We start from the raw sequence: 18,950 nt of genomic DNA on the forward strand, positions 1-18,950 counted from the left end.
GCACCACCGTCGGAACGGACGGTGCCCCTGCTCCGGCGGGCGGCGCCGTCCGTTCCGTCGTCGGGGCGGGTCCGGCCGGAGTAGCGTCGCAGCGTGACCCGCCGCCTCGGACTCGACCTGCTGACCTTCGTGCCGTACCCGGAGGGCCCCGAGCAGCCCGGCGACGCCGCGCGGAGCCTCGAGGACGGGCTGGCCCTGCTCGAGCTCGCCGAGGATCTCGGCTACGGCACCGGCTGGGTCCGCGTGCGGCACTTCGAGCGCTACCTCGCGTCTCCGATGACCTTCTTCGCGGCCGCCTCCCAGCGGACCCGCCGCCTCCGCCTCGGGACCGCGGTCATCGGCGCCCGCTACGAGTCGCCCGTGCGCCTCGCCGAGGACGCCGCGACCGTGGACCTGCTCTCGGGCGGACGCCTCGACCTCGGCGTCAGCAGCGGCTTCGCGCATCTCTCCTCCGTCTTCGACGGGGTGTTCGGGCAGGCCGAGCGCGACTTCCGCGAGGAGGCGCAGGAGCGCATCGCGCGACTCCGCGAGGCGCTCTCGGGCGCCGTGCTCGGCGTCGCGGAGTCGGCCCTGATGTCGGTCCCGGTCGGCGCTCCGCTGGTTCAGCAGCCGCACGCGCCCGGCCTCGCCGACCGGCTCTGGTACGGGGCGGGAACGGTGTCCTCCGCGGTCCGGGCAGGCGAGCAGGGCATGCACCTGCAGGTGTCCACGCTCAACACGGAGGAGACGGGCCTGCCGTTCGCCGAGCAGCAGGCGGTGCAGATCCGCGCCTACCGCGAGGCCTTCGCCGCAGCGCACCCGGGGCGCACGTCGAGGGTGACGGCGGGCCGGATCGTGCTGCCGCTGCTCGACGCCGCCGACGAGGAGGCGCACCGCCCCTTCATCGAGGGCTACCTCGCGCGGATGGACGACGTGGGCCGCCCCCGCACGGCCGACCGGTCGATCATCGCCGCCCCGATGCGCTTCAGCCCCCTCCATGTCGGGAGCCCGGAGCGGATCGTCGCATCGCTCGCCGCGGATCCGGCGCTCGCGGAGGCGGACGCGCTCACGGTGACGCTCCCGGCGGTCGGCGGGGTGGAGTCGCACCGGCGCATCCTGCGCGCCGTCGCCGAGCGCATCGCCCCGCAGCTGGGCTGGACGCCCGGCGCTTGAGGATCAGCGCCGCGCGAGCAGTGCCCGGACGGGCCGCTGCAGCAGGAGCAGGAGCAGCCACCAGAGCCCGACCGACGGGATCAGCAGCGCCAGCGCCAGTGCGACGAGGAGCAGCGCGAAGGGCAGCAGGGCGGGCGCGAGCGGCAGGGGCCCTGCGCCGGGCCGCCTGAGCTCCGGGTGCCGGGAGAGGCGCAGCTCGATCAGGACCAGCGCCCCGCTCATCGCGGCCATCGTGCCGATGTAGAGCCCGATCGTCGCCCGGGAGTCCGGGAACAGCGCCAGCGCGCTCGTCGAGAACGGGAAGAACGCCAGCGCGGCCAGCCAGAGCAGGTCCAGCCACACCAGGGCGCCGTCGTAGTCCCCGGCGATCTCGAAGACGCGGTGGTGGGGGATCCAGAAGACGGCGATGACCGCGAAGGAGAGCGCGAAGGCGAGGACCGAGTCCAGGTGCTCCGCGAGCAGCGCCGGGACTCCGCCGCCCTCCCGGGCGACCTCGGGAGCCAGCTGCACCAGCGGCAGGACGAGGACGGTGATGGCGATGGCGGCGGTCGCGTCCGAGAAGTTGACGAGCCGGTCGAGCCCGCGCTCCGTCCGGCGGTGGGCCGCGCGTCCCCCGGGGCGCCCGCGGTGCACCAGGCGCTCGATCGGACCCGAGAGCAGGAGCAGCAGGAGCGCGAACATGTTGACGGCCGGCACCGCGACGGCGAGCACGAGGGCCGCGAGGAGGACGCCGATCACGATCAGCGACCTCGAGAGGGAGCGCCGCGGCTCCGCCCCCGGGGCCAGGAGATCCGGGTCGCGGCGCACGATGAGCTGCATCGCGAGGGTCGCCGCGCTCGCCGCGATCATCGTGCCGATGTAGAGCGCGATGACGCTGCCGTCGGTGTCGAGCACGTTCGAGATCAGGTTCGCCGCGAAGGGGAGCAGGACGACCGCGGCCAGCCAGACGAAGTTCGCGACGACGAGCGCGGGCGAGTACCGGGCCACGCCCTCGAAGACGGAGTGGTGGACCGCCCAGAGCCGCCCGATCACGGCGAACGTGATGAAGAAGGCGGAGAGGGTGCCGTAGTGCCCGGTGAGGAGGGACCCCAGATCGGCCGCGCGGCCCTCCTCGACCACGTCGACGAGGGGGAGGACGAGGAACGTGATGGCGATGGCGACGACGGCGTCCGAGAAGTTCACGAGGCGGTCCAGGCCGCGCTCCGTCCGTGCGTCCGAGGTCCCCGTCATGGCTCCGACACTAGAGGGCCGGGCGGCGCGCCCCTGACCCGCCTCCGAGCGCGCCGCCGCTAGGCTCGTCAGGCCCATGAACCGGATCACCGTCGCCCTCCTCGCCGCCTTCGACGCCGCGCTGTCGGCGCTGATCGGGATCGCGATCCCGCTCGTCCCGCTGACCGTCCTCTGGGCCGTGCAGTACGACACGACGGTCGACTTCGGCGTGTTCTGGCGAATCGCCGCCGACGCCTGGCTGCTCGGCCACGGGGCCGACCTGCAGGCGGCGCTGGCCCCCGACTCCGCCCTCGCCGTCGCGCTGCCCGGAGGCGCGGACGCCTTCCCGGTGACGATCGCTCCGCTGGCCTTCGCGCTCCTCACCGTGCTGCTCGGCGCGCGCACCGGCCGCCGCGCCCAGGAGTCGCCGTTCCGGGCCATCGGCGTCCTCGTCGCGATCGCGACCTACCTGGCGATCGCGCTCCTGGTCTCGCTCGGATCCGCGGACCCGGCCGCCACCGTCGATCCCCTGCAGGGGACGCTGCTGCCGCCGCTCGTCTTCGCGCTGGGGGTGCTCGTCGGAGCAGCGCTCCACTCCGCCCGCAGCGACGAGGCCGACCCCCTCGGCGAGCTGGCCGCCTCCGCGCTCGACCGCGTCCCCGCGCCGGGGCCCGGGCTCGTCCTCGCGTCGCTGCGCGGCGGAGCGCTCGCCGCGGCCGGCGTGGTCGGAGTCGCGGCGGTGCTCGTCGCCGTGCTGCTGGTCGTGCACTACACCTCGGTCGTCGCGCTCTACGAGAGCCTCGGCGCCGAGGCTCTCGGCGGCCTGGCCCTCACTCTCGGACAGCTCGCGTTCCTCCCGAACCTGGTGATCTGGGCGGCGAGCTGGCTGATCGGCCCGGGCTTCGCCCTCGGCACCGGCTCCTCCGTGAGCGCGGCCGGAACGCTGCTCGGACCGATCCCGTCGATCCCGGTCCTCGCCGCACTGCCCGCAGGGGACTCGGCCTTCGGATTCCTCGGACTGCTCGTGCCGCTGCTCGCCGGGTTCGCCGCGGGATGGCGGCTGCGGCGCGGCGTGATCGAGGCGCTCGACGGACGCTCGCTGCTGCGCTGGGGCGCCGCCGCGGCCGGCGGGATCGGCGTGGTCGGCGGCCTGCTGCTCGGGCTCCTCGCCTGGTTCTCGGCGGGCGCCGCCGGGCCCGGGCGGCTCGCCCAGGTGGGCCCGGACCCGCTCGTCGTCGGGGCGGTCGCCGCCCTCGAGCTCGCGCTGGCCGCGGGCCTGGGCCTCGCCGCGGGCCGCAGCCGACGCGGCTGACGCCGGCGGAGGCGTCCCCCTAGACTTGCGCAGTGCTGAAGTTGGTCGTGCTCCTCTCCGGCGGCGGATCGAACCTCCGCGCCCTGCTGGACGCCACCGGCGACGAGGGCTTCCCCGCCCGCATCGTCGCGGTCGGCAGCGACACCGACGCCGAGGGCTTCCGTCACGCCGAGGAGCGCGGAGTCCCCGCCTTCACGGTCGCGCCGCGCGGCTTCTCCTCGCGCGACGAGTGGGGCGCCGCCCTGCTCCGGCGCATCCGGGAGTGGGAGCCCGACCTCGTCGTCTGCGCGGGCTTCATGCGCATCCTGCCGCCCGTGGTGGTGGACGCGCTCAGCCCGCGGATGATCAACACGCACCCCGCCCTGCTGCCCCTCTTCCCCGGCGCCCACGCCGTCCGCGACGCCCTCGCCGCCGGCGCGACCGAGACCGGCGTCACCGTGCACGTGATCGACACCGGCGTCGACACGGGCCCCGTCATCGCCCAGGAGAGCCTCGCCGTGCTCCCCGGCGAGAGCGAGGACGCGCTGCACGAGCGCATCAAGACCATCGAGCGTCGCCTGCTGGTGCAGACGGTGCTCGACATCGCCCACGGAACCGTCGACCTCGAGGAGCTCGCCCGCGCATGAGCATCACCGCCCACGACCCCAGCAGCTACGACGACCGCGACCGGGTCCCCGTCCGCCGGGCGCTGATCTCGGTCAGCGACAAGACCGGCCTGCTCGAGCTCGGAGCGGCGCTCGCCGCGGCCGGCGTCGAGCTCGTCTCCACCGGCTCGACCGCAGCGACCCTCCGCGGCGCCGGCCACGAGGTCACCGACGTCTCGGCCGTCACCGGGTTCCCGGAGTCGCTCGACGGCCGCGTGAAGACGCTGCACCCGGCCGTGCACGCGGGCATCCTCGCCGACCTGAGGCTCGCCTCGCACCGCGAGCAGCTGGAGCAGCTCGACATCGCCGCGTTCGAGCTGGTCGTGGTGAACCTGTACCCGTTCCGCGAGACCGTCGCCGGCGGCGCCGACCCGGCGACCGTGGTCGAGAACATCGACATCGGGGGCCCGGCCCTCGTCCGCGCCTCCGCGAAGAACCACGCGAACGTCGCGATCGTCGTCGACCCGGCCGACTACTCCGGGATCGCGACCGCCCTCGCCGACGGCGGCACGACGCTCGCCGCGCGCCGCACCCTGGCGGCCCGCGCCTTCGCGCACACCGCCTCCTACGACTCCGCCGTCGCCGCCTGGTTCGCCGGGCAGGAGGCGGCCGAGGGCGTCGAGGGCTCGGTCGAGATCCGCGGAACCCTGCAGCAGGTCCTCCGCTACGGCGAGAACTCGCACCAGAAGGCGGCCCTCTACGTCTCACCCGACGGCACCGGCATCGCGCAGGCGACGCAACTGCACGGCAAGGAGATGTCCTACAACAACTACGTCGACGCCGACGCGGCCGTCCGCGCGGCCTACGACTTCGTGCTGCCCGCCGTCGCGATCATCAAGCACGCGAACCCCTGCGGCATCGCGATCGCGAGCTCGAAGGCGATCGACCCCATCGCCTCCGCCCACCGCCGCGCCCACGAGTGCGACCCGGTGTCGGCCTTCGGCGGCGTCATCGCCGCGAACCGGCCCGTCACCCTCGCCATGGCCGAGACGGTGAAGGAGATCTTCACCGAGGTGCTCGTCGCCCCCGGCTTCGAGCCCGAGGCGCTCGAGGTGCTGAAGACCAAGAAGAACCTGCGCCTGCTGCAGCTCCCCGACTTCTACGCCCCCGTCGAGCGCGAGTTCAAGCAGATCTCCGGCGGCCTGCTGCTGCAGGAGCCGGACCGCTTCATCGGCGGCCCCGGCGAGGTCAGCTCCGGCTGGCAGCTCGTCGCCGGCGAGCCCGCCGACGCCGACACGATGCTCGACCTCGAGTTCGCGTGGAAGGCCTGCCGCGCCGTCAAGTCGAACGCGATCCTCCTCGCCAAGGGCGGCGCCTCCGTCGGCGTCGGCATGGGCCAGGTCAACCGCGTCGACTCCTGCCACCTCGCCGTCACCCGCGCCGGCGACCGCGCCCCCGGCTCCGTCGCCGCCTCCGACGCGTTCTTCCCCTTCGCCGACGGCCTCGAGGTGCTCCTCGCCGCCGGCGTGAAGGCCGTCGTCCAGCCCGGCGGATCCGTCCGCGACGCCGAGGTCATCGACGCGGCCGCTCGCGCCGGCGTCACGATGTACACGACGGGGGAGCGGCACTTCTTCCACTGAGTGACGGGCGCTCCGCGCCCGTCACTCGGTGGAAGAAGTGGTGTTCGATCTCCCCGCCGCTCCCTGCGCGGCGGGGCGCGGTCGGCTTCGCGACGGGGTGCGTTCCGTAGAGCGGGGTGCGTCGCCGACCGCGGGAATCGCTTGGCACGCGATTCCCGCTGAGTCGGCTCTGCCTTGCGGTGGGCGGTTTCCCGGCCGCTCCTCGCGCGGCGGGGCGTGGTCGGTGCCACGACGTGAGGCTTTCCATGGAGTGGGGGCGTCGCCGGTCACGGGAATCGCTGGGCACGCGATTCCCGCTGAAACCGCTCTGCGGTGCGGTGAGTGGCTCTTAGGGGGCTGCTAGGGGATCGACAGGCGAGGCGCGGGCGGGGGCGCGTAGGGTCGCCGGGTGCCTTCCGACTCGACGCCCGCGTCCACTCCCGACACCCCGACCGCAGCGACCACCACCGCCCCGAACCGGGACCGCGCGCCCGGGACGGGCCGCCGGATCCTCGTCGCGCTGCTCGCCGCCGCGGCGACCGCGCTCGTGGCGCACCTCGCCAACGTGCTGGCCTTCTTCATCGGCAACCAGCTGCAGCCCGGCTCCATCCCGCAGGTCAACGCCTACTTCCTGCTCTCGAGCGTGCTCGGCTTCGTGGTCGTCCTCGTCCTCGCCGTCGCGGGGACGCTCGGACGCACCTGGAGCGCCGCCCTCGCGGGACTCGTCGCGGGTGTGGTCGGAGCCGTGTTCGGCACGCTCGTCCAAGCCAGCGCCACCGGCGAGGCCGTCACGGGCGCCGTCTGGGCCTCCATCTTCCAGACCTTCGCCGGACTCAACCTCGTCTTCCTGCTCGCGTTCACCGTCTCGGCGGCGAGCGTCGGCCACACGCTCTGGAACCGCCTCCGCACCACGGGCGCTCCGGCCGCCGTCGTCACCGACCGCCGCATCGCGATCGTCCGGGCCCCGGCCGCCGACCTCTCGGCGGGCGAGCTCACCCACCTCGAGCGCGTCCCCGTCGACCAGCAGCGCGCCCAGCAGCAGTGGGAGGCGTACGTCGACCTGCTCGAGCGGGCCGGCTGGGAGACGGTCGAGGCCGCACCGGCGCCCGGACTCGCCGACTCCGTCTTCCTCGAGGACGCGGTCGTCGTCTTCGGCGACCACGCCGTGATCGCCCGGTCCGGAGCGGAGTCCCGCCGCGGAGAGACGGCGGGCGCCGAGGAGGCCGTCCGCGCCCTCGGCCTGACGGTCGACCGCATCGAGGAGCCGGGCACGCTCGACGGCGGCGACGTCCTCAAGGTGGGATCGACGGTCTACGTCGGCCGCGGAGGCCGGACCGACGCGGCGGGGGTCGCCCAGCTGCGCGCGATCCTCCGCCCCCGCGGGTACGACGTCGTCGCGGTCCCGCTGACGAAGGTGCTGCACCTCAAGAGCGCCGTGACTGCGCTGCCCGACGGCACGGTCATCGGCTGGGAGCCGGTCGTCGACGAGCCGCGCCTGTTCCCCTCCTTCCTGCCGATGCCCGAGGAGCCGGGCGCCCACGTGGTCGTCCTCGACGACGACACCCTCCTGATGGCAGCCTCCGCTCCCCGGAGCGCCGAGCTGCTGCGGAGCCTGGGCTACCGCGTCCTCACCGTGGATGTCTCGGAGTTCGAGAAGCTCGAGGGCTGCGTCACCTGCCTCTCGGTCCGCGTCCGCTGACGGCGGAGGCGGGGGAACCGCCGGATCGCGGCGGCCGCTGGACGGAGCACATAGCCCGGGTATAGCCTTCAAGGCTGCCCGGAGCTCTCCGGCCCGGTGGCACCTCCCGCCTCCCCGCCCAACCGGCAGGGGAGGCCCCGCCCTCGTCGCGAAAGCCCTCCGCCGTGTCCGCTCCCGCCCTCCCGTCTCCCGGCGCCCCCGCGCAGAAGCGCCCGAGCACGCTGCAGACCCTGCTGCGCCTCGTCCCCTTCGTCGGCGACTCCCTGCCCCGGCTGGTCGGCGGCATCGCGGTCGCGCTCGTGGCGAGTCTGGTGTCGCTGGTCATCCCGATCGTCCTGCAGCAGCTCGTCGACGGGCCGCTGGGGGACGGAGCGGCCTCCGCCGGCTCCGGCGACCTCGGGCCGCTGATCGGCCCGGTCGCCGTCATCCTCGTGCTCGGCGTCGTCGAGGCCGGTGCCATCGCGCTGCGCCGCCGGATGGTCCTCACCCCCAGCACGCGGATCGAGGCGCGCATGCGCTCGGCGCTCTACAGCCGCCTGCAGGACCTCCCCGTCTCGTTCCACGACCGCTGGCAGAGCGGGCAGCTCCTGTCGCGGGCGATGAGCGACCTCAGCCTCATCCGCCGCTGGATCGCCTTCGGCTTCGTCCTGCTCGTGGTCAACGCGCTGACGATCGTCGTCGGCTTCGGCGTCCTCGTCTACTGGAACCCGATCCTCGGCGTGCTCTTCGTCGTGTGCTCGATCCCGGTCTGGATCTACGGGTTCGCGTTCGAGAAGCGCTACTCGAGCATCGCGCGCCGCAGCCAGGACCAGGCGGGCGACCTCGCCACGACCGTCGAGCAGTCGGTGCACGGCATCCGCGTCCTCAAGGCCTTCGGCCGCCACCAGCACGCGCTGGAGAACTTCGCCGGCCAGGCCGAGAAGCTCCGCGGCACCGAGATCGACAAGGCCCGCGCCATCGCCGGGATCTGGCTCGTCCTGCTGCTGGTGCCGGACATCGCGTTCGCGCTCTGCCTGCTCGGCGGGGTCTGGCTCGCCGCGGCCGGCCAGCTGAGCGTCGGCGAGCTGTTCGCCTTCTTCGCCACCGCGACCGTGCTGCGCTGGCCGGTGGAGTCGATCGGCTTCCTCCTCTCGATGACCTTCGACACCCGCACGGCGGTCGACCGCTACTTCGAGGTGATGGACAGCCGGAACACCATCACCGACCCGGAGGACCCCGAGACGATCCTCGAGCCGCGCGGTCGGGTCCGCTTCCGCGACGTCCACTTCCGCTACCAGGACGCCCCCGAGCGCTACCGCGACCTCCTCGACGGCGTCGACCTCGAGGTCGAGCCGGGCGAGACGATGGCACTGGTCGGCATCACCGGCTCCGGGAAGACGACGCTCACCGCGCTGCTCCCGCGCCTCTACGACGTGACCGGCGGAGCCATCGAGCTCGACGGCGTCGACATCCGCCGGCTCCGCCGCGACGAGCTGCGCACGCACATCGGCATGGCGTTCGAGGACGCGACGCTCTTCTCCACCAGCGTGCGCGAGAACGTCCTCCTCGGCCGACCCGACGCGACCGAGGAGGAGCTGCTCGAGGCCCTCGAGATCGCGCAGGCCGACTTCGTCCACCGTCTTCCCGAGGGCCTGGACACGAAGGTGGGCGAGGAGGGGATGAGCCTCTCCGGCGGCCAGCGCCAGCGCCTGGCCCTCGCCCGCGCGGTGGCCGCGCGTCCGGCGGTGCTCGTCCTGGACGACCCGCTCTCGGCGCTCGACGTCGACACGGAGGCGCGCGTCGAGGCGGGGCTGCGCCGCGTGCTCGGCGACACCACGGCGATCATCGTCGCCCACCGCCCCTCGACGGTGGCGCTCGCCGATCGCGTGGCACTGATGGAGGAGGGCCGCATCACCGCGGTCGGCACCCACAGCGAGCTGCTCGCGAGCAGCCCGCACTACCGCTTCGTCATCTCGAGCCTCGAGGAGGACGAGCTGACCCGGCCCGCCGGGACCGAGCGCATCGGCTCCCGCCCCACGACCACCCACCAGGAGACGCGATCATGAGCACGCTCGGTTCCTCCGAGGAGCGCGACGACCTCAGCAGAGCGGAGTCGGCGGCTCTGCGCCGACGCTCGCTGCGGCTGCTCGGCTCCCTGCTGCGGCCGCTCCGGCTGCGGCTGGTGCTCACCGCGGTCGTGGTCGTCGTCGCGACCGCTGCCCAGGTCGCGGGACCGGCGCTGATCGCGGCGGGCATCGACAACGGCCTGCCCGCGGTCCTCGCGGGGAACGCGGTCCCGCTGGCGGTCACGGTCGGCGCCTACATCCTCACCGGACTCGTCGGCGCGCTCCTGGTCGCCTGGTACACCGTGCTCTCCGCGCGGGTGAGCCAGGCGATCCTGATCGACCTGCGCAAGCGGGTCTTCCTGCACACCCAGAAGCTGAGCCTGGAGTTCCACGAGAACTACACCTCCGGCCGGATCATCTCGCGCCAGACCAGCGACCTCGACTCCATCCGCGAGCTGCTCGACTCCGGCATCAACCAGCTGGTGCAGGGTGCGCTCTACATGGGCTTCGTCGCGATCGCCCTGGTCTCCCTGGACGGCGTGAGCGGCATCGTGCTCGCCTGCGCCCTGGTGCCGCTCGCGCTGCTCACCCGCTGGTTCCAGAAACGGTCGCAGGCGCTGTTCCGCGGCACTCGCGTCGCCTCGTCGCGGCTCATCGTGCAGTTCGTGGAGTCGATGACCGGCATCCGCGCCGTGCAGACCTTCCGCACGCAGAAGCGCAACGAGTCCGTGTTCGGCGGGGTCGTCGAGCAGTACCGGCTCGCCTACAAGCGCGTCTTCGGAGTGTTCGGCACCTTCGACCCCGGGCTCGTGCTGATCGGCAACGTCACCGTCGCCGTGGTGCTGTTCATCGGCGGCGTCCGCGTGCTCGACGGCGGGCTCGAGATCGGCGCGCTGCTGGCGGTCCTGCTCTACACACGGCGCTTCTTCGACCCGGTGCAGGAGATGGCGATGTTCTACAACTCCTACCAGTCGGCGGCCGCCGCGCTCGAGAAGATCTCGGGCGTGCTGGCCGAGGAGCCGAGCGTACCGGATCCGGCCCGCCCGGTCGACCTGCGGCAGGCGCGGGGCCGCCTCGGCTTCGAGGGCGTCCGCTTCGCCTACACCGCCGACCGCGAGGTGCTGCCGCGCTTCGACCTCGACATCCCCGCCGGGCAGACCATCGCCCTCGTCGGGTCCACGGGCGCCGGCAAGACGACGCTCGCCAAGCTGATCTCGCGCTTCTACGACCCGAGCGACGGCGTGGTGACCCTCGACGGCGTGGACCTGCGGCAGCTGCACCCGAAGGACCTGCGGCGCGCGATCGTGATGGTCACCCAGGAGGCGTACCTCTTCTCCGGATCCGTCGCCGACAACATCGCGATCGGGCGGCCGACCGCGTCCTACGACGAGATCGTCCGGGCCGCGCAGGCGGTCGGCGCGCACGAGTTCATCCAGGCGCTTCCGGACGGCTACGACACCGATGTGAACAAGCGCGGCGGCCGCGTCTCGGCCGGTCAGCGCCAGCTGATCTCGTTCGCCCGCGCGTTCCTGGCCGACCCGGCGGTGCTGATCCTGGACGAGGCGACCTCCTCCCTCGACATCCCGAGCGAGCGCCTGGTGCAGCAGGGCCTGCAGACGCTCCTGGCGGACCGCACGGCGGTCATCATCGCGCACCGCCTCTCGACGGTCGCGATCGCCGACCGGGTGCTGGTGATGGAGCACGGCCGCATCGTCGAGGACGGCACCCCGGAGGCGCTCATCGCCGGCGAGGGCCGCTTCGCCACCCTGCACGCGGCCTGGCGGGACTCGCTCGTCTGATCGGCTGCCGCTCGCGACTCACGTCCCGGAGCCGCTCCCGGCTCAGGGGCGCCAGCGGGCGCTGCGCACGTCGACGCGCCAGCCGCCCGGCGTGACGACGAGGGGCGTGCCCTCGCGCTCGTACTCCCGGCGGGCGCGCTCCTCGTGGCCGACCGGGGGCGCTCCTCCCGCGCGGACGACGCGCCACCAGGCGGTGTCGGAGCCGTAGCGGGCCATCACCGTGCCGACCGCGCGTGCCGCACGCGTGCCGAGGACCGCGGCGATCTCGCCGTAGGCCATCACGCGGCCGGGCGGGATCGAGGCGACCACCTCGAGGACGGCGGAGACGAAGTCGGCCGGCTCCGCTGCCTCCGGCGCCGCGCTCAGAGCGTCAGCGCCCCGATGTTCTCGCCGTACTGCGTCTCGCCGACGACCTCGAAGCCGATCCAGCGGAAGAACTGCTCCGGGCCGTCCTCGCCGGACTCCCAGATCACCGTGAGGGTGTCGAAGCCGCGGGCGCGCGCTTCGTCGGCGGTGGCGCGGACGGCGAAGGTGCCCACGCCGCGGCCCTGCTTCGCCGCGTCGATGTTGATGCGCCAGATGCAGCTGCGGAACTCCTCCGCCGCCTCCGGGTCGAAGTGCGCGTGGATGAAGCCGACCAGCTCGTCGCCGTCCATCACGGCCCGCTGCCAGGAGGCGCCCGGGTCGATCACCGCGGCGGCGGCGGAGTAGGAGACCGGCGCGATGAACTGCTCCTGGCCGGGTTTGAGGCTCAGACCGTTCACGGCGGAGATGTTCGAGGCGGACAGCTCTTCCAGGCGGAGGTCACTCATGCCGTCACTGTACCGGCGGCGCAGGACGGCGGGCATCCTCCTGTCGGGCGACGTGCGCCGGCCCCGGCGCGGACGATCGAGAACTGTCTCGACATCGAGACAGTTCGGGCCTCGGGTAGGCTGGCGGAGGCCATCCGGAGCGGTGCAGAGCCGCCCGTCCCGCACAGGTGCGGGGTCATCGACACCATGGGAGAGCAATGTCCAAGATCAAGGTTGAGGGAACGGTCGTCGAGCTCGACGGCGACGAGATGACGCGCATCATCTGGCAGAAGATCAAGGACACCCTCATCCACCCGTACCTCGACGTGAACCTCGAGTACTACGACCTCGGCATCGAGTACCGCGACGAGACGGACGACCAGGTCACGATCGACGCGGCGCACGCCATCCAGAAGCACGGCGTCGGCGTGAAGTGCGCGACCATCACCCCCGACGAGGCCCGCGTCGAGGAGTTCGGCCTCAAGAAGATGTGGAAGTCGCCCAACGGCACGATCCGCAACATCCTCGGCGGCGTGATCTTCCGCGAGCCGATCATCATCTCGAACATCCCGCGCCTGGTCCCCGGCTGGAACAAGCCGATCATCATCGGCCGCCACGCGTTCGGCGACCAGTACCGCGCCACCGACTTCGTCTTCAAGGGCAAGGGCACGCTGACCGTCGAGTTCACGCCCGAGGACGGCTCCGAGCCGATGAGGTTCGAGGTCTACAAGGCCCCGGACGACGGCATCGCGCAGGTCCAGTACAACCAGGACGCGTCGATCCGCGACTTCGCCCGCTCGTCGCTGAACTACGGCCTCTCGCGCAACTACCCGGTCTACCTCTCCACCAAGAACACGATCCTCAAGGCCTACGACGGCCGCTTCAAGGACATCTTCGAGGAGATCTTCGAGACCGAGTTCAAGGAGCGCTTCGACGCCGCGGGCCTCACCTACGAGCACCGCCTCATCGACGACATGGTCGCCTCGGCCATGAAGTGGGAGGGCGGCTACGTCTGGGCCTGCAAGAACTACGACGGCGACGTCCAGTCCGACACCGTCGCGCAGGGCTTCGGCTCGCTGGGCCTGATGACCTCCGTGCTCTCCACGCCCGACGGCAGCGTCGTCGAGGCGGAGGCGGCGCACGGCACCGTCACGCGCCACTACCGCCAGCACCAGGCCGGCAAGCCCACCTCGACGAACCCGATCGCCTCGATCTACGCCTGGACGCGCGGTCTCGCGCACCGCGGCAAGCTCGACGGCAACCAGGAGCTCATCGACTTCTCGCTCACCCTGGAGGACGTGGTCATCAAGACGGTCGAGTCCGGGAAGATGACGAAGGACCTCGCCCTGCTCGTCGGCCCCGAGCAGGGCTGGCAGACGACCGAGGAGTTCCTCGCGACCCTCGACGAGAACCTGAAGGCCCGCATGTCGGCCTGATCTCCGGCTTCGGCAGACGCGTCCGGCCCGCACGATCCTCGGATCCTGCGGGCCGGACGCGTCTCCGGGCCCGGTGGGACGCGCCCGGGCCGAGCGCCTCAGAGCGCCCGGGCGAGGTCCTCCATCGCGTGGAGCGGATCGGGCCCCGACGGCATCAGCACGACGCTCGACGCACCGGCCTCGTGCAGCAGGCCGATGCGGCGACGAGCGTCCTCGGGAGTGCCCACGACGGCCAGCTGGTCGACCCAGGCGTCGGGCAGGTCGCGGACGAAGGCGGCGCGGTCGGCGCTCTCGACCCGCAGGCGGGCGAAGTCCTCGGCGAAGGGGAGCGGCTCGATGTGCGGCGCCCAGTCCGGCTCGCCGATCCACTCGAGTCCCGGCCGGACCGCGTCGCGCGCGGCGGCCGCGTCGTCGTCCACGGCGGCCACGTTGTAGGCGACGATCCGTCCGGTGCCGCCCAGGTGGCCGCGGGCCGCCGCGAGGTACTCCGGAGTGACGGGCTCGGCCAGGACGACCCCGTCGGCGATCCGGCCCGCGAGCGCCAGCGACTTCGGTCCGCGGACGCCGGCCAGCAGCGGCGGCACGACGGCGGGCGGCGACTCCAGGACGAGGCCGTCCACGTGCACGTAGCGGCCGGAGCGGTCGGTGCGCTCGCCGGAGAGCAGCGAGCGGATCGCGTCGAACTGCTCCTCGAGCAGGGTGAGCGGGCTGCGCGGCCAGACGCCGAGGCCGCGCAGCCAGTGCGGCATCCCGTGCCCGATGCCGGCGTGGACGCGGCCGGGGAACAGTTCGGCGAGAGTGCCGAGCTCCATCGCGGTGAAGGCCGCCGTGCGCACGGCGGCGGGCAGGATGCCGATGCCGACGACGATCCGCTCGGTGGCGGCGAGCACCGCGCCGGCCTGGGCGATGCCGCCGCGGAAGCCGAGGTCCTCGACCACCCAGAGCTCGTCGAAGCCGAGCTCCTCGGCGCGGCGGGCGTAGACGAGCACCTCGGAGGCGGGGAGATCGCGGGGGAGCAGGACGCCGACAGCGGTGTCGGAGGAGGAGGCGCGCATCCGGCCAGCGTAGGGCGTGCGGACACGCGGAGGGCCCGCCCGCACGATCGCGGACGGGCCCTCGCTCGTCGTCCTACTCGGCGGCCGCCTCGCCGATCCGCACCTGCTCGGGGCGGGCGGTCGAGACGACCTCGATGCGGCGGGGGCGCGCCTTCTCGCTGACCGGGATGGTCACCGAGAGCACGCCGTTGTCGTAGGACGCGGCGATGCGCTCGGTGTCGACGCCCTGGCCGAGGCTCAGCTGGCGGACGAAGGTCGCCGACTGGCGCTCCCGGGTGATCCAGGTGACGTCGTCGCCGCCCGCGACGGTGCGCTGGGCGCGGATGGTGAGGAGCTGGCCGTCCACGTCGACGTCGACCGACCCGGGGTCGATGCCGGGGAGGTCGGCGGTGAGGACGTAGTGGTCGCCGTCCCGGTACAGGTCGATCGGCATCCGGCGGGGCCCCTGGCCGGAGCCGAGGAGGGCGGTGGCGAGGCGGTCCAGCTCGCGGACGGGGTCGTAGGTGACAGCCATGAGATCACTCCATTCAGTCGTGCAACGAAGAGTTCCAAGAGTTGAGCCGACCCGGCTCAACGCGATTAAATTAGCACTCGGGGAGGGGGAGTGCCAACGGATCGGCCCCCTTCAGCGTCGACTTCGTTACCTGTTCGTAACAAAGCTGGGCAATCGAGTTCGTAGGGTCGTTTCTGTGTGGAAACCGATCCGGTTCCCAGCGAATGTGAGTAAGGACATCGATTGCCGATCCACCTGTCCCACCGACCACCCGTCCGCCGCGCTGAGAGGCGCATCCTCGCGGGCCTCGCCGTCCTCGGAATCGCCGCGACCGCGGCCTTCGCCACCACCGGCGCCAGTGCCGCCCCTCTCGCCGGCAGCGCCTCGCTCGTCGGCGGGCTCTCCGTCGGCCAGAGCTTCGACGACGGCGACTACGTCGTCACCCTCGTCGAGCCCTCCGCGGCCACCTACCAGGGCAGCGATGCCCGCTTCGCCCGCACCGCGCCCGTCGACGGTGCGCAGCTGCAGGCCGCCTCGGCTCCGGTGGAGGACTACTCCGCCCACCTCGAGCAGCGCCAGGAGGACGTCGCCTCCGCGGTCGACGCCGCCATCGGCTACCACTACACCGTCGCCCTCAACGGCTTCTCCGCGACCCTCTCGGGCGAGCAGGCGGGCGAGCTCGCGAGCCGCCGCGACGTCGCCCAGGTCCGCAAGGTCGAGAACCTGAAGGTCGACCGCGCCGCGCAGGCCTCGCCGCTCGCCGCGGCCGCCGCCGGTACCCCCGTGCCCGACACCGGACAGCAGCGCTCCACCGACTTCCTCGGCCTCGAGGGCGAGAACGGCGTCTGGCAGAAGCTGGGCGGCATCGACAAGGCGGGCGAGGGCGTCGTCGTCGGCGTCATCGACTCCGGCATCGCGCCCGAGAACCCCTCCTTCGCAGGCCCGCCCCTGGCGACCTCGCCCGGAGCGGCCCCCTACACGGACGGCACCACCACCTCCTTCGTGAAGTCGGACGGCGGCACCTTCGTCGGCTCCTGCTCGCCGGGGCTCCCCGCCTCCGAGCAGTGGGACGGCGACGAGTGCAACCAGAAGCTCATCGGCGCACGCTGGTTCCTCGCGGACGAGGAGGTCGGCTCGACGGACAACCCCGAGTACCGCTCCCCGCGCGACGCCGACGGACACGGCTCGCACACCGCGAGCACGGCAGCCGGCAACAACGGCGTCGAGGCGAGCGTCGACGGCTACGACTACGGGAAGATCTCCGGAGTCGCCCCGGCCGCCAAGGTCGCCGCGTACAAGGTCTGCTGGAACGGACCCGACGAGGGCACCGACGACGACGACTTCTGCTCCGGAGCGGGCATCCTCGCGGCCATCGACGCCGCGACCAAGGACGGCGTCGACGTCATCAACTTCTCGATCGGCGGCGGCTCGGCCACCTCGACCCTGACCGCGATCGACGAGGCGTTCCTCAACGCCGCCGCCGCCGGCGTCTTCGTCGCGGCCTCGGCCGGCAACTCGGGCGCGGGCGCCTCCACGCTCGACCACGCGTCGCCCTGGTACACCACGGTCGCCGCGTCCTCCATCCCGACCTACACCGCGACCGCCGCTCTCGGCGACGGCCAGAAGTTCGTCGGAGGATCCATCTCGGTCCACGAGGACGTCACCGGACCGCTGGTGAACAGCGCCGACGTCGTCCGCTCGGGCGCCGAGAACCCCGCCATCTGCGAGACCGGCACCCTCGACCCCGACAAGGTGAAGGGCACGATCGTCGCCTGCACCGCGGGCGTCACCGCGCGCGTCTCCAAGTCGGCCGAGGTCGAGCGGGCCGGCGGCATCGGCATGCTGCTGCTCAACCCGACCCCGAACGCCCTGCACGTCGACGACCACTCGGTCCCGAGCATCCAGATCGACTCGCAGGCCTACCAGGCGATCACGACCTACGCCGGCACCGCCGGTGCGACCGTGACCCTCTCCGAGGGCAACTCGTCCGGAGCCTCCATCCCCGTCCCGCAGGTCGCCGGCTTCTCGTCGCGCGGACCCGCTGAGGCGGACGGCGCCGACGTGCTGAAGCCCGACCTCACGGCGCCCGGCGTCGCGATCCTCGCCGACAGCTTCAACGCCGAGGGCGACGACCCCGCCTTCGCGTTCGAGTCCGGCACCTCGATGTCGTCGCCGCACGTGGCGGGCCTCGGCGCGCTGATCCTCGGCGCGACCCCGAAGGCCTCGCCGTCCGCGGTGAAGTCGGCCATGATGACCTCCGCCTACGACAGCGTCGACCAGTCGGGCGCCGCGTCCGAGGACGTCTTCGCCCAGGGCGCCGGACACGTCGACCCAGCCGCGTTCCTCGACCCCGGACTGCTCTACCAGAGCGGCACGGAGGACTGGATCGCGTTCCTCAAGGGTGCGGGCTACGTCTTCACCTCGAACCCGGTGATCGACCCGATCGCCGCGATCGACCCGTCCGACCTCAACCAGGCCTCGATCGCGATCGGCGCCCTCGCGGGCACGCAGACCGTGACCCGCACGGTCACCTCGACCGGCGCGGGCACCTACACCGCCTCGGTCGACGGCCTCGCCGGGATCGACACCGTCGTCTCGCCCTCGACCCTCTCCTTCACGGGTGCGGGCCAGACGGCGGAGTACACGGTCTCCTTCACCACCGGCTCGGCGGCGCTCAACCAGTTCGCCACCGGCTACCTGACCTGGGCGAGCGCGGAGCACGACGTCCGCAGCCCGATCGCGGTGCGACCCGTCCTGCTGGACGCGCCCTACGAGGTCTCCGGCACCGGCTCGACCGGCACCGGCACGGTGACGGTCACGCCCGGCATCACCGGCGCGCTGCCGCTCACCGCGAGCGGTCTCGCCGAGGGTGTCCTCGCCGAGGACGCCACCGCCGCTGACGGCCACTCGGCGACGCTCCCCACGGGGAAGTCGCTGACGACCACCGTCGTGGTGCCGGAGGGCGCCGAGTTCGCCCGCTTCGACCTCGACTCGCTCGACGACGCGGCCGACCTCGACCTCACCGTCACCAGCGAGAGCACCGACAAGGTCTTCACCTCGGCGACCGGCTCGGCCGACGAGCGCGTCGACATCGCCGACCCCGCTCCGGGCGAGTACACGGTCCAGGCCGATGTCTACTCGACCGCTCCGGGATCCTCGACCGTCACGTTCGACTTCCGCAGCTTCGTCATCACTCCGGAGAACGGTCTCGGCTCGCTGAGCACCGACCCCGCCGTGGTCGACGCCGTGCAGGGCGAGCCGATCGCGTACGCGGTCTCCTGGTCGAACCTGGCGGGCCCGGCCCGCTACCTCGGCCGTGTCGCCTACACCGACTCGGGACTCGCGTCGCTCGTGAGCGTCGACGTCACCGAGGCGGTCACCCCCACCCCGACGCCGACCGCGACTCCGGAGCCCACGGGCACCCCGGAGCCGACCGCGACGCCGACGGCCGGCCCCACCGCCGGACCGGGGGAGCCCACCTCCACGCCGACCGCCGGACCGGGGGAGCCCACCTCCACGCCGACCGCCGGACCGGGCGCGCCCGGCCACGGCGCCGGCGGCCTCCCGTCGACGGGCTTCGACGGCGGTCTCCTCGGAGCCGCCGCCCTCGCCCTCCTCGGTGCAGGTGCTGTGATCACCGGCCTCCGACGCCGCGCCCTGGCGCAGCGTGAGGCGGGCGCCGCGGAGTAGTCCTCCGCGACCGCCGCGAACGGCCGTCCCCCTGCTCCTCCCGGAGCGGCGGGGGCGGCCGTTCGC

14 protein-coding genes are annotated in these 18,950 nt (G+C 72.9%); 9 read left to right on the forward strand and 5 right to left on the reverse strand.

Annotated features, from left to right (window positions below; translation table 11 throughout):
- Positions 1-93 precede the first annotated feature (93 nt).
- The gene (locus C5C57_RS14285; RefSeq protein ID WP_104248134.1) at positions 94-1,152 is read left to right on the forward strand and encodes an LLM class flavin-dependent oxidoreductase; all 1,059 of its coding nucleotides are present in this window, start codon (positions 94-96) and stop codon (positions 1,150-1,152) included.
- Positions 1,153-1,155: 3 nt separating this feature from the next.
- On the opposite strand, the gene C5C57_RS14290 is transcribed toward C5C57_RS14285, so the two are convergent.
- On the reverse strand, positions 1,156-2,382 hold the full coding sequence (locus C5C57_RS14290) for a TMEM175 family protein (RefSeq protein WP_181027258.1): 1,227 nt from the start codon (positions 2,380-2,382) through the stop codon (positions 1,156-1,158).
- A gap of 76 nt (positions 2,383-2,458) precedes the next feature.
- On the opposite strand from C5C57_RS14290, the gene C5C57_RS14295 reads away from it, so the two are divergent.
- The 6 genes from C5C57_RS14295 (at position 2,459) to C5C57_RS14320 (ending at position 11,419) form a co-directional block, all read left to right on the forward strand.
- Positions 2,459-3,673: a DUF6350 family protein gene (locus C5C57_RS14295; protein ID WP_104248132.1), complete on the forward strand. Its 1,215-nt coding sequence runs from the start codon at positions 2,459-2,461 to the stop codon at positions 3,671-3,673.
- A gap of 32 nt (positions 3,674-3,705) precedes the next feature.
- Positions 3,706-4,299 (forward strand): phosphoribosylglycinamide formyltransferase, encoded by a 594-nt coding sequence (gene purN / locus C5C57_RS14300; RefSeq protein WP_104251067.1) that lies wholly within the window; start codon positions 3,706-3,708, stop codon positions 4,297-4,299.
- Entirely contained in the window at positions 4,296-5,897 is a 1,602-nt protein-coding gene (gene purH, locus C5C57_RS14305; RefSeq protein WP_104251068.1) for a bifunctional phosphoribosylaminoimidazolecarboxamide formyltransferase/IMP cyclohydrolase, read from the forward strand. Before purN ends, purH begins: the two co-directional genes overlap by 4 nt.
- A gap of 388 nt (positions 5,898-6,285) precedes the next feature.
- The gene (gene ddaH / locus C5C57_RS18615) at positions 6,286-7,575 is read left to right on the forward strand and encodes a dimethylargininase (protein ID WP_104297762.1); all 1,290 of its coding nucleotides are present in this window, start codon (positions 6,286-6,288) and stop codon (positions 7,573-7,575) included.
- 164 nt (positions 7,576-7,739) lie between these two features.
- Positions 7,740-9,620: an ABC transporter ATP-binding protein gene (locus C5C57_RS14315; RefSeq protein WP_104227288.1), complete on the forward strand. Its 1,881-nt coding sequence runs from the start codon at positions 7,740-7,742 to the stop codon at positions 9,618-9,620.
- Positions 9,617-11,419, forward strand: coding sequence for an ABC transporter ATP-binding protein (locus C5C57_RS14320; RefSeq protein ID WP_104258297.1), 1,803 nt, complete (start codon positions 9,617-9,619; stop codon positions 11,417-11,419). The genes C5C57_RS14315 and C5C57_RS14320 overlap by 4 nt, the downstream gene beginning before the upstream one ends.
- A 42-nt stretch (positions 11,420-11,461) precedes the next feature.
- Here C5C57_RS14320 and C5C57_RS14325 read toward each other — a convergent pair whose 3' ends face one another.
- Together C5C57_RS14325 and C5C57_RS14330 are read right to left on the reverse strand one after the other, a co-directional pair.
- Positions 11,462-11,785: an MGMT family protein gene (locus C5C57_RS14325; protein WP_104238475.1), complete on the reverse strand. Its 324-nt coding sequence runs from the start codon at positions 11,783-11,785 to the stop codon at positions 11,462-11,464.
- Positions 11,782-12,231, reverse strand: coding sequence for a GNAT family N-acetyltransferase (locus tag C5C57_RS14330; protein ID WP_104224946.1), 450 nt, complete (start codon positions 12,229-12,231; stop codon positions 11,782-11,784). The genes C5C57_RS14325 and C5C57_RS14330 overlap by 4 nt, the downstream gene beginning before the upstream one ends.
- A gap of 197 nt (positions 12,232-12,428) precedes the next feature.
- Here C5C57_RS14330 and C5C57_RS14335 point away from each other — a divergent pair, with 197 nt between their 5' ends.
- Positions 12,429-13,646, forward strand: coding sequence for an NADP-dependent isocitrate dehydrogenase (locus tag C5C57_RS14335; RefSeq protein ID WP_104224939.1), 1,218 nt, complete (start codon positions 12,429-12,431; stop codon positions 13,644-13,646).
- A 98-nt stretch (positions 13,647-13,744) separates the two neighbouring features.
- Here the strand turns inward: C5C57_RS14335 and C5C57_RS14340 are convergent, their stop codons facing one another.
- The gene (locus C5C57_RS14340) at positions 13,745-14,701 is read right to left on the reverse strand and encodes an LLM class flavin-dependent oxidoreductase (RefSeq protein WP_104297763.1); all 957 of its coding nucleotides are present in this window, start codon (positions 14,699-14,701) and stop codon (positions 13,745-13,747) included.
- Between the two features lie 73 nt (positions 14,702-14,774).
- A complete protein-coding gene (locus C5C57_RS14345; protein ID WP_104227284.1) occupies positions 14,775-15,215 on the reverse strand; it encodes an Hsp20/alpha crystallin family protein in 441 nt (146 codons plus the stop codon).
- 222 nt (positions 15,216-15,437) lie between these two features.
- On the opposite strand from C5C57_RS14345, the gene C5C57_RS14350 reads away from it, so the two are divergent.
- Entirely contained in the window at positions 15,438-18,884 is a 3,447-nt protein-coding gene (locus C5C57_RS14350; RefSeq protein ID WP_104297764.1) for a S8 family serine peptidase, read from the forward strand.
- The last annotated feature ends 66 nt before the right edge of the window (positions 18,885-18,950 follow it).

Origin of the sequence: Rathayibacter sp. AY1C5 (genome assembly GCF_002931705.1) — a bacterium.
Taxonomy (GTDB): Bacteria; Actinomycetota; Actinomycetes; order Actinomycetales; family Microbacteriaceae; genus Rathayibacter.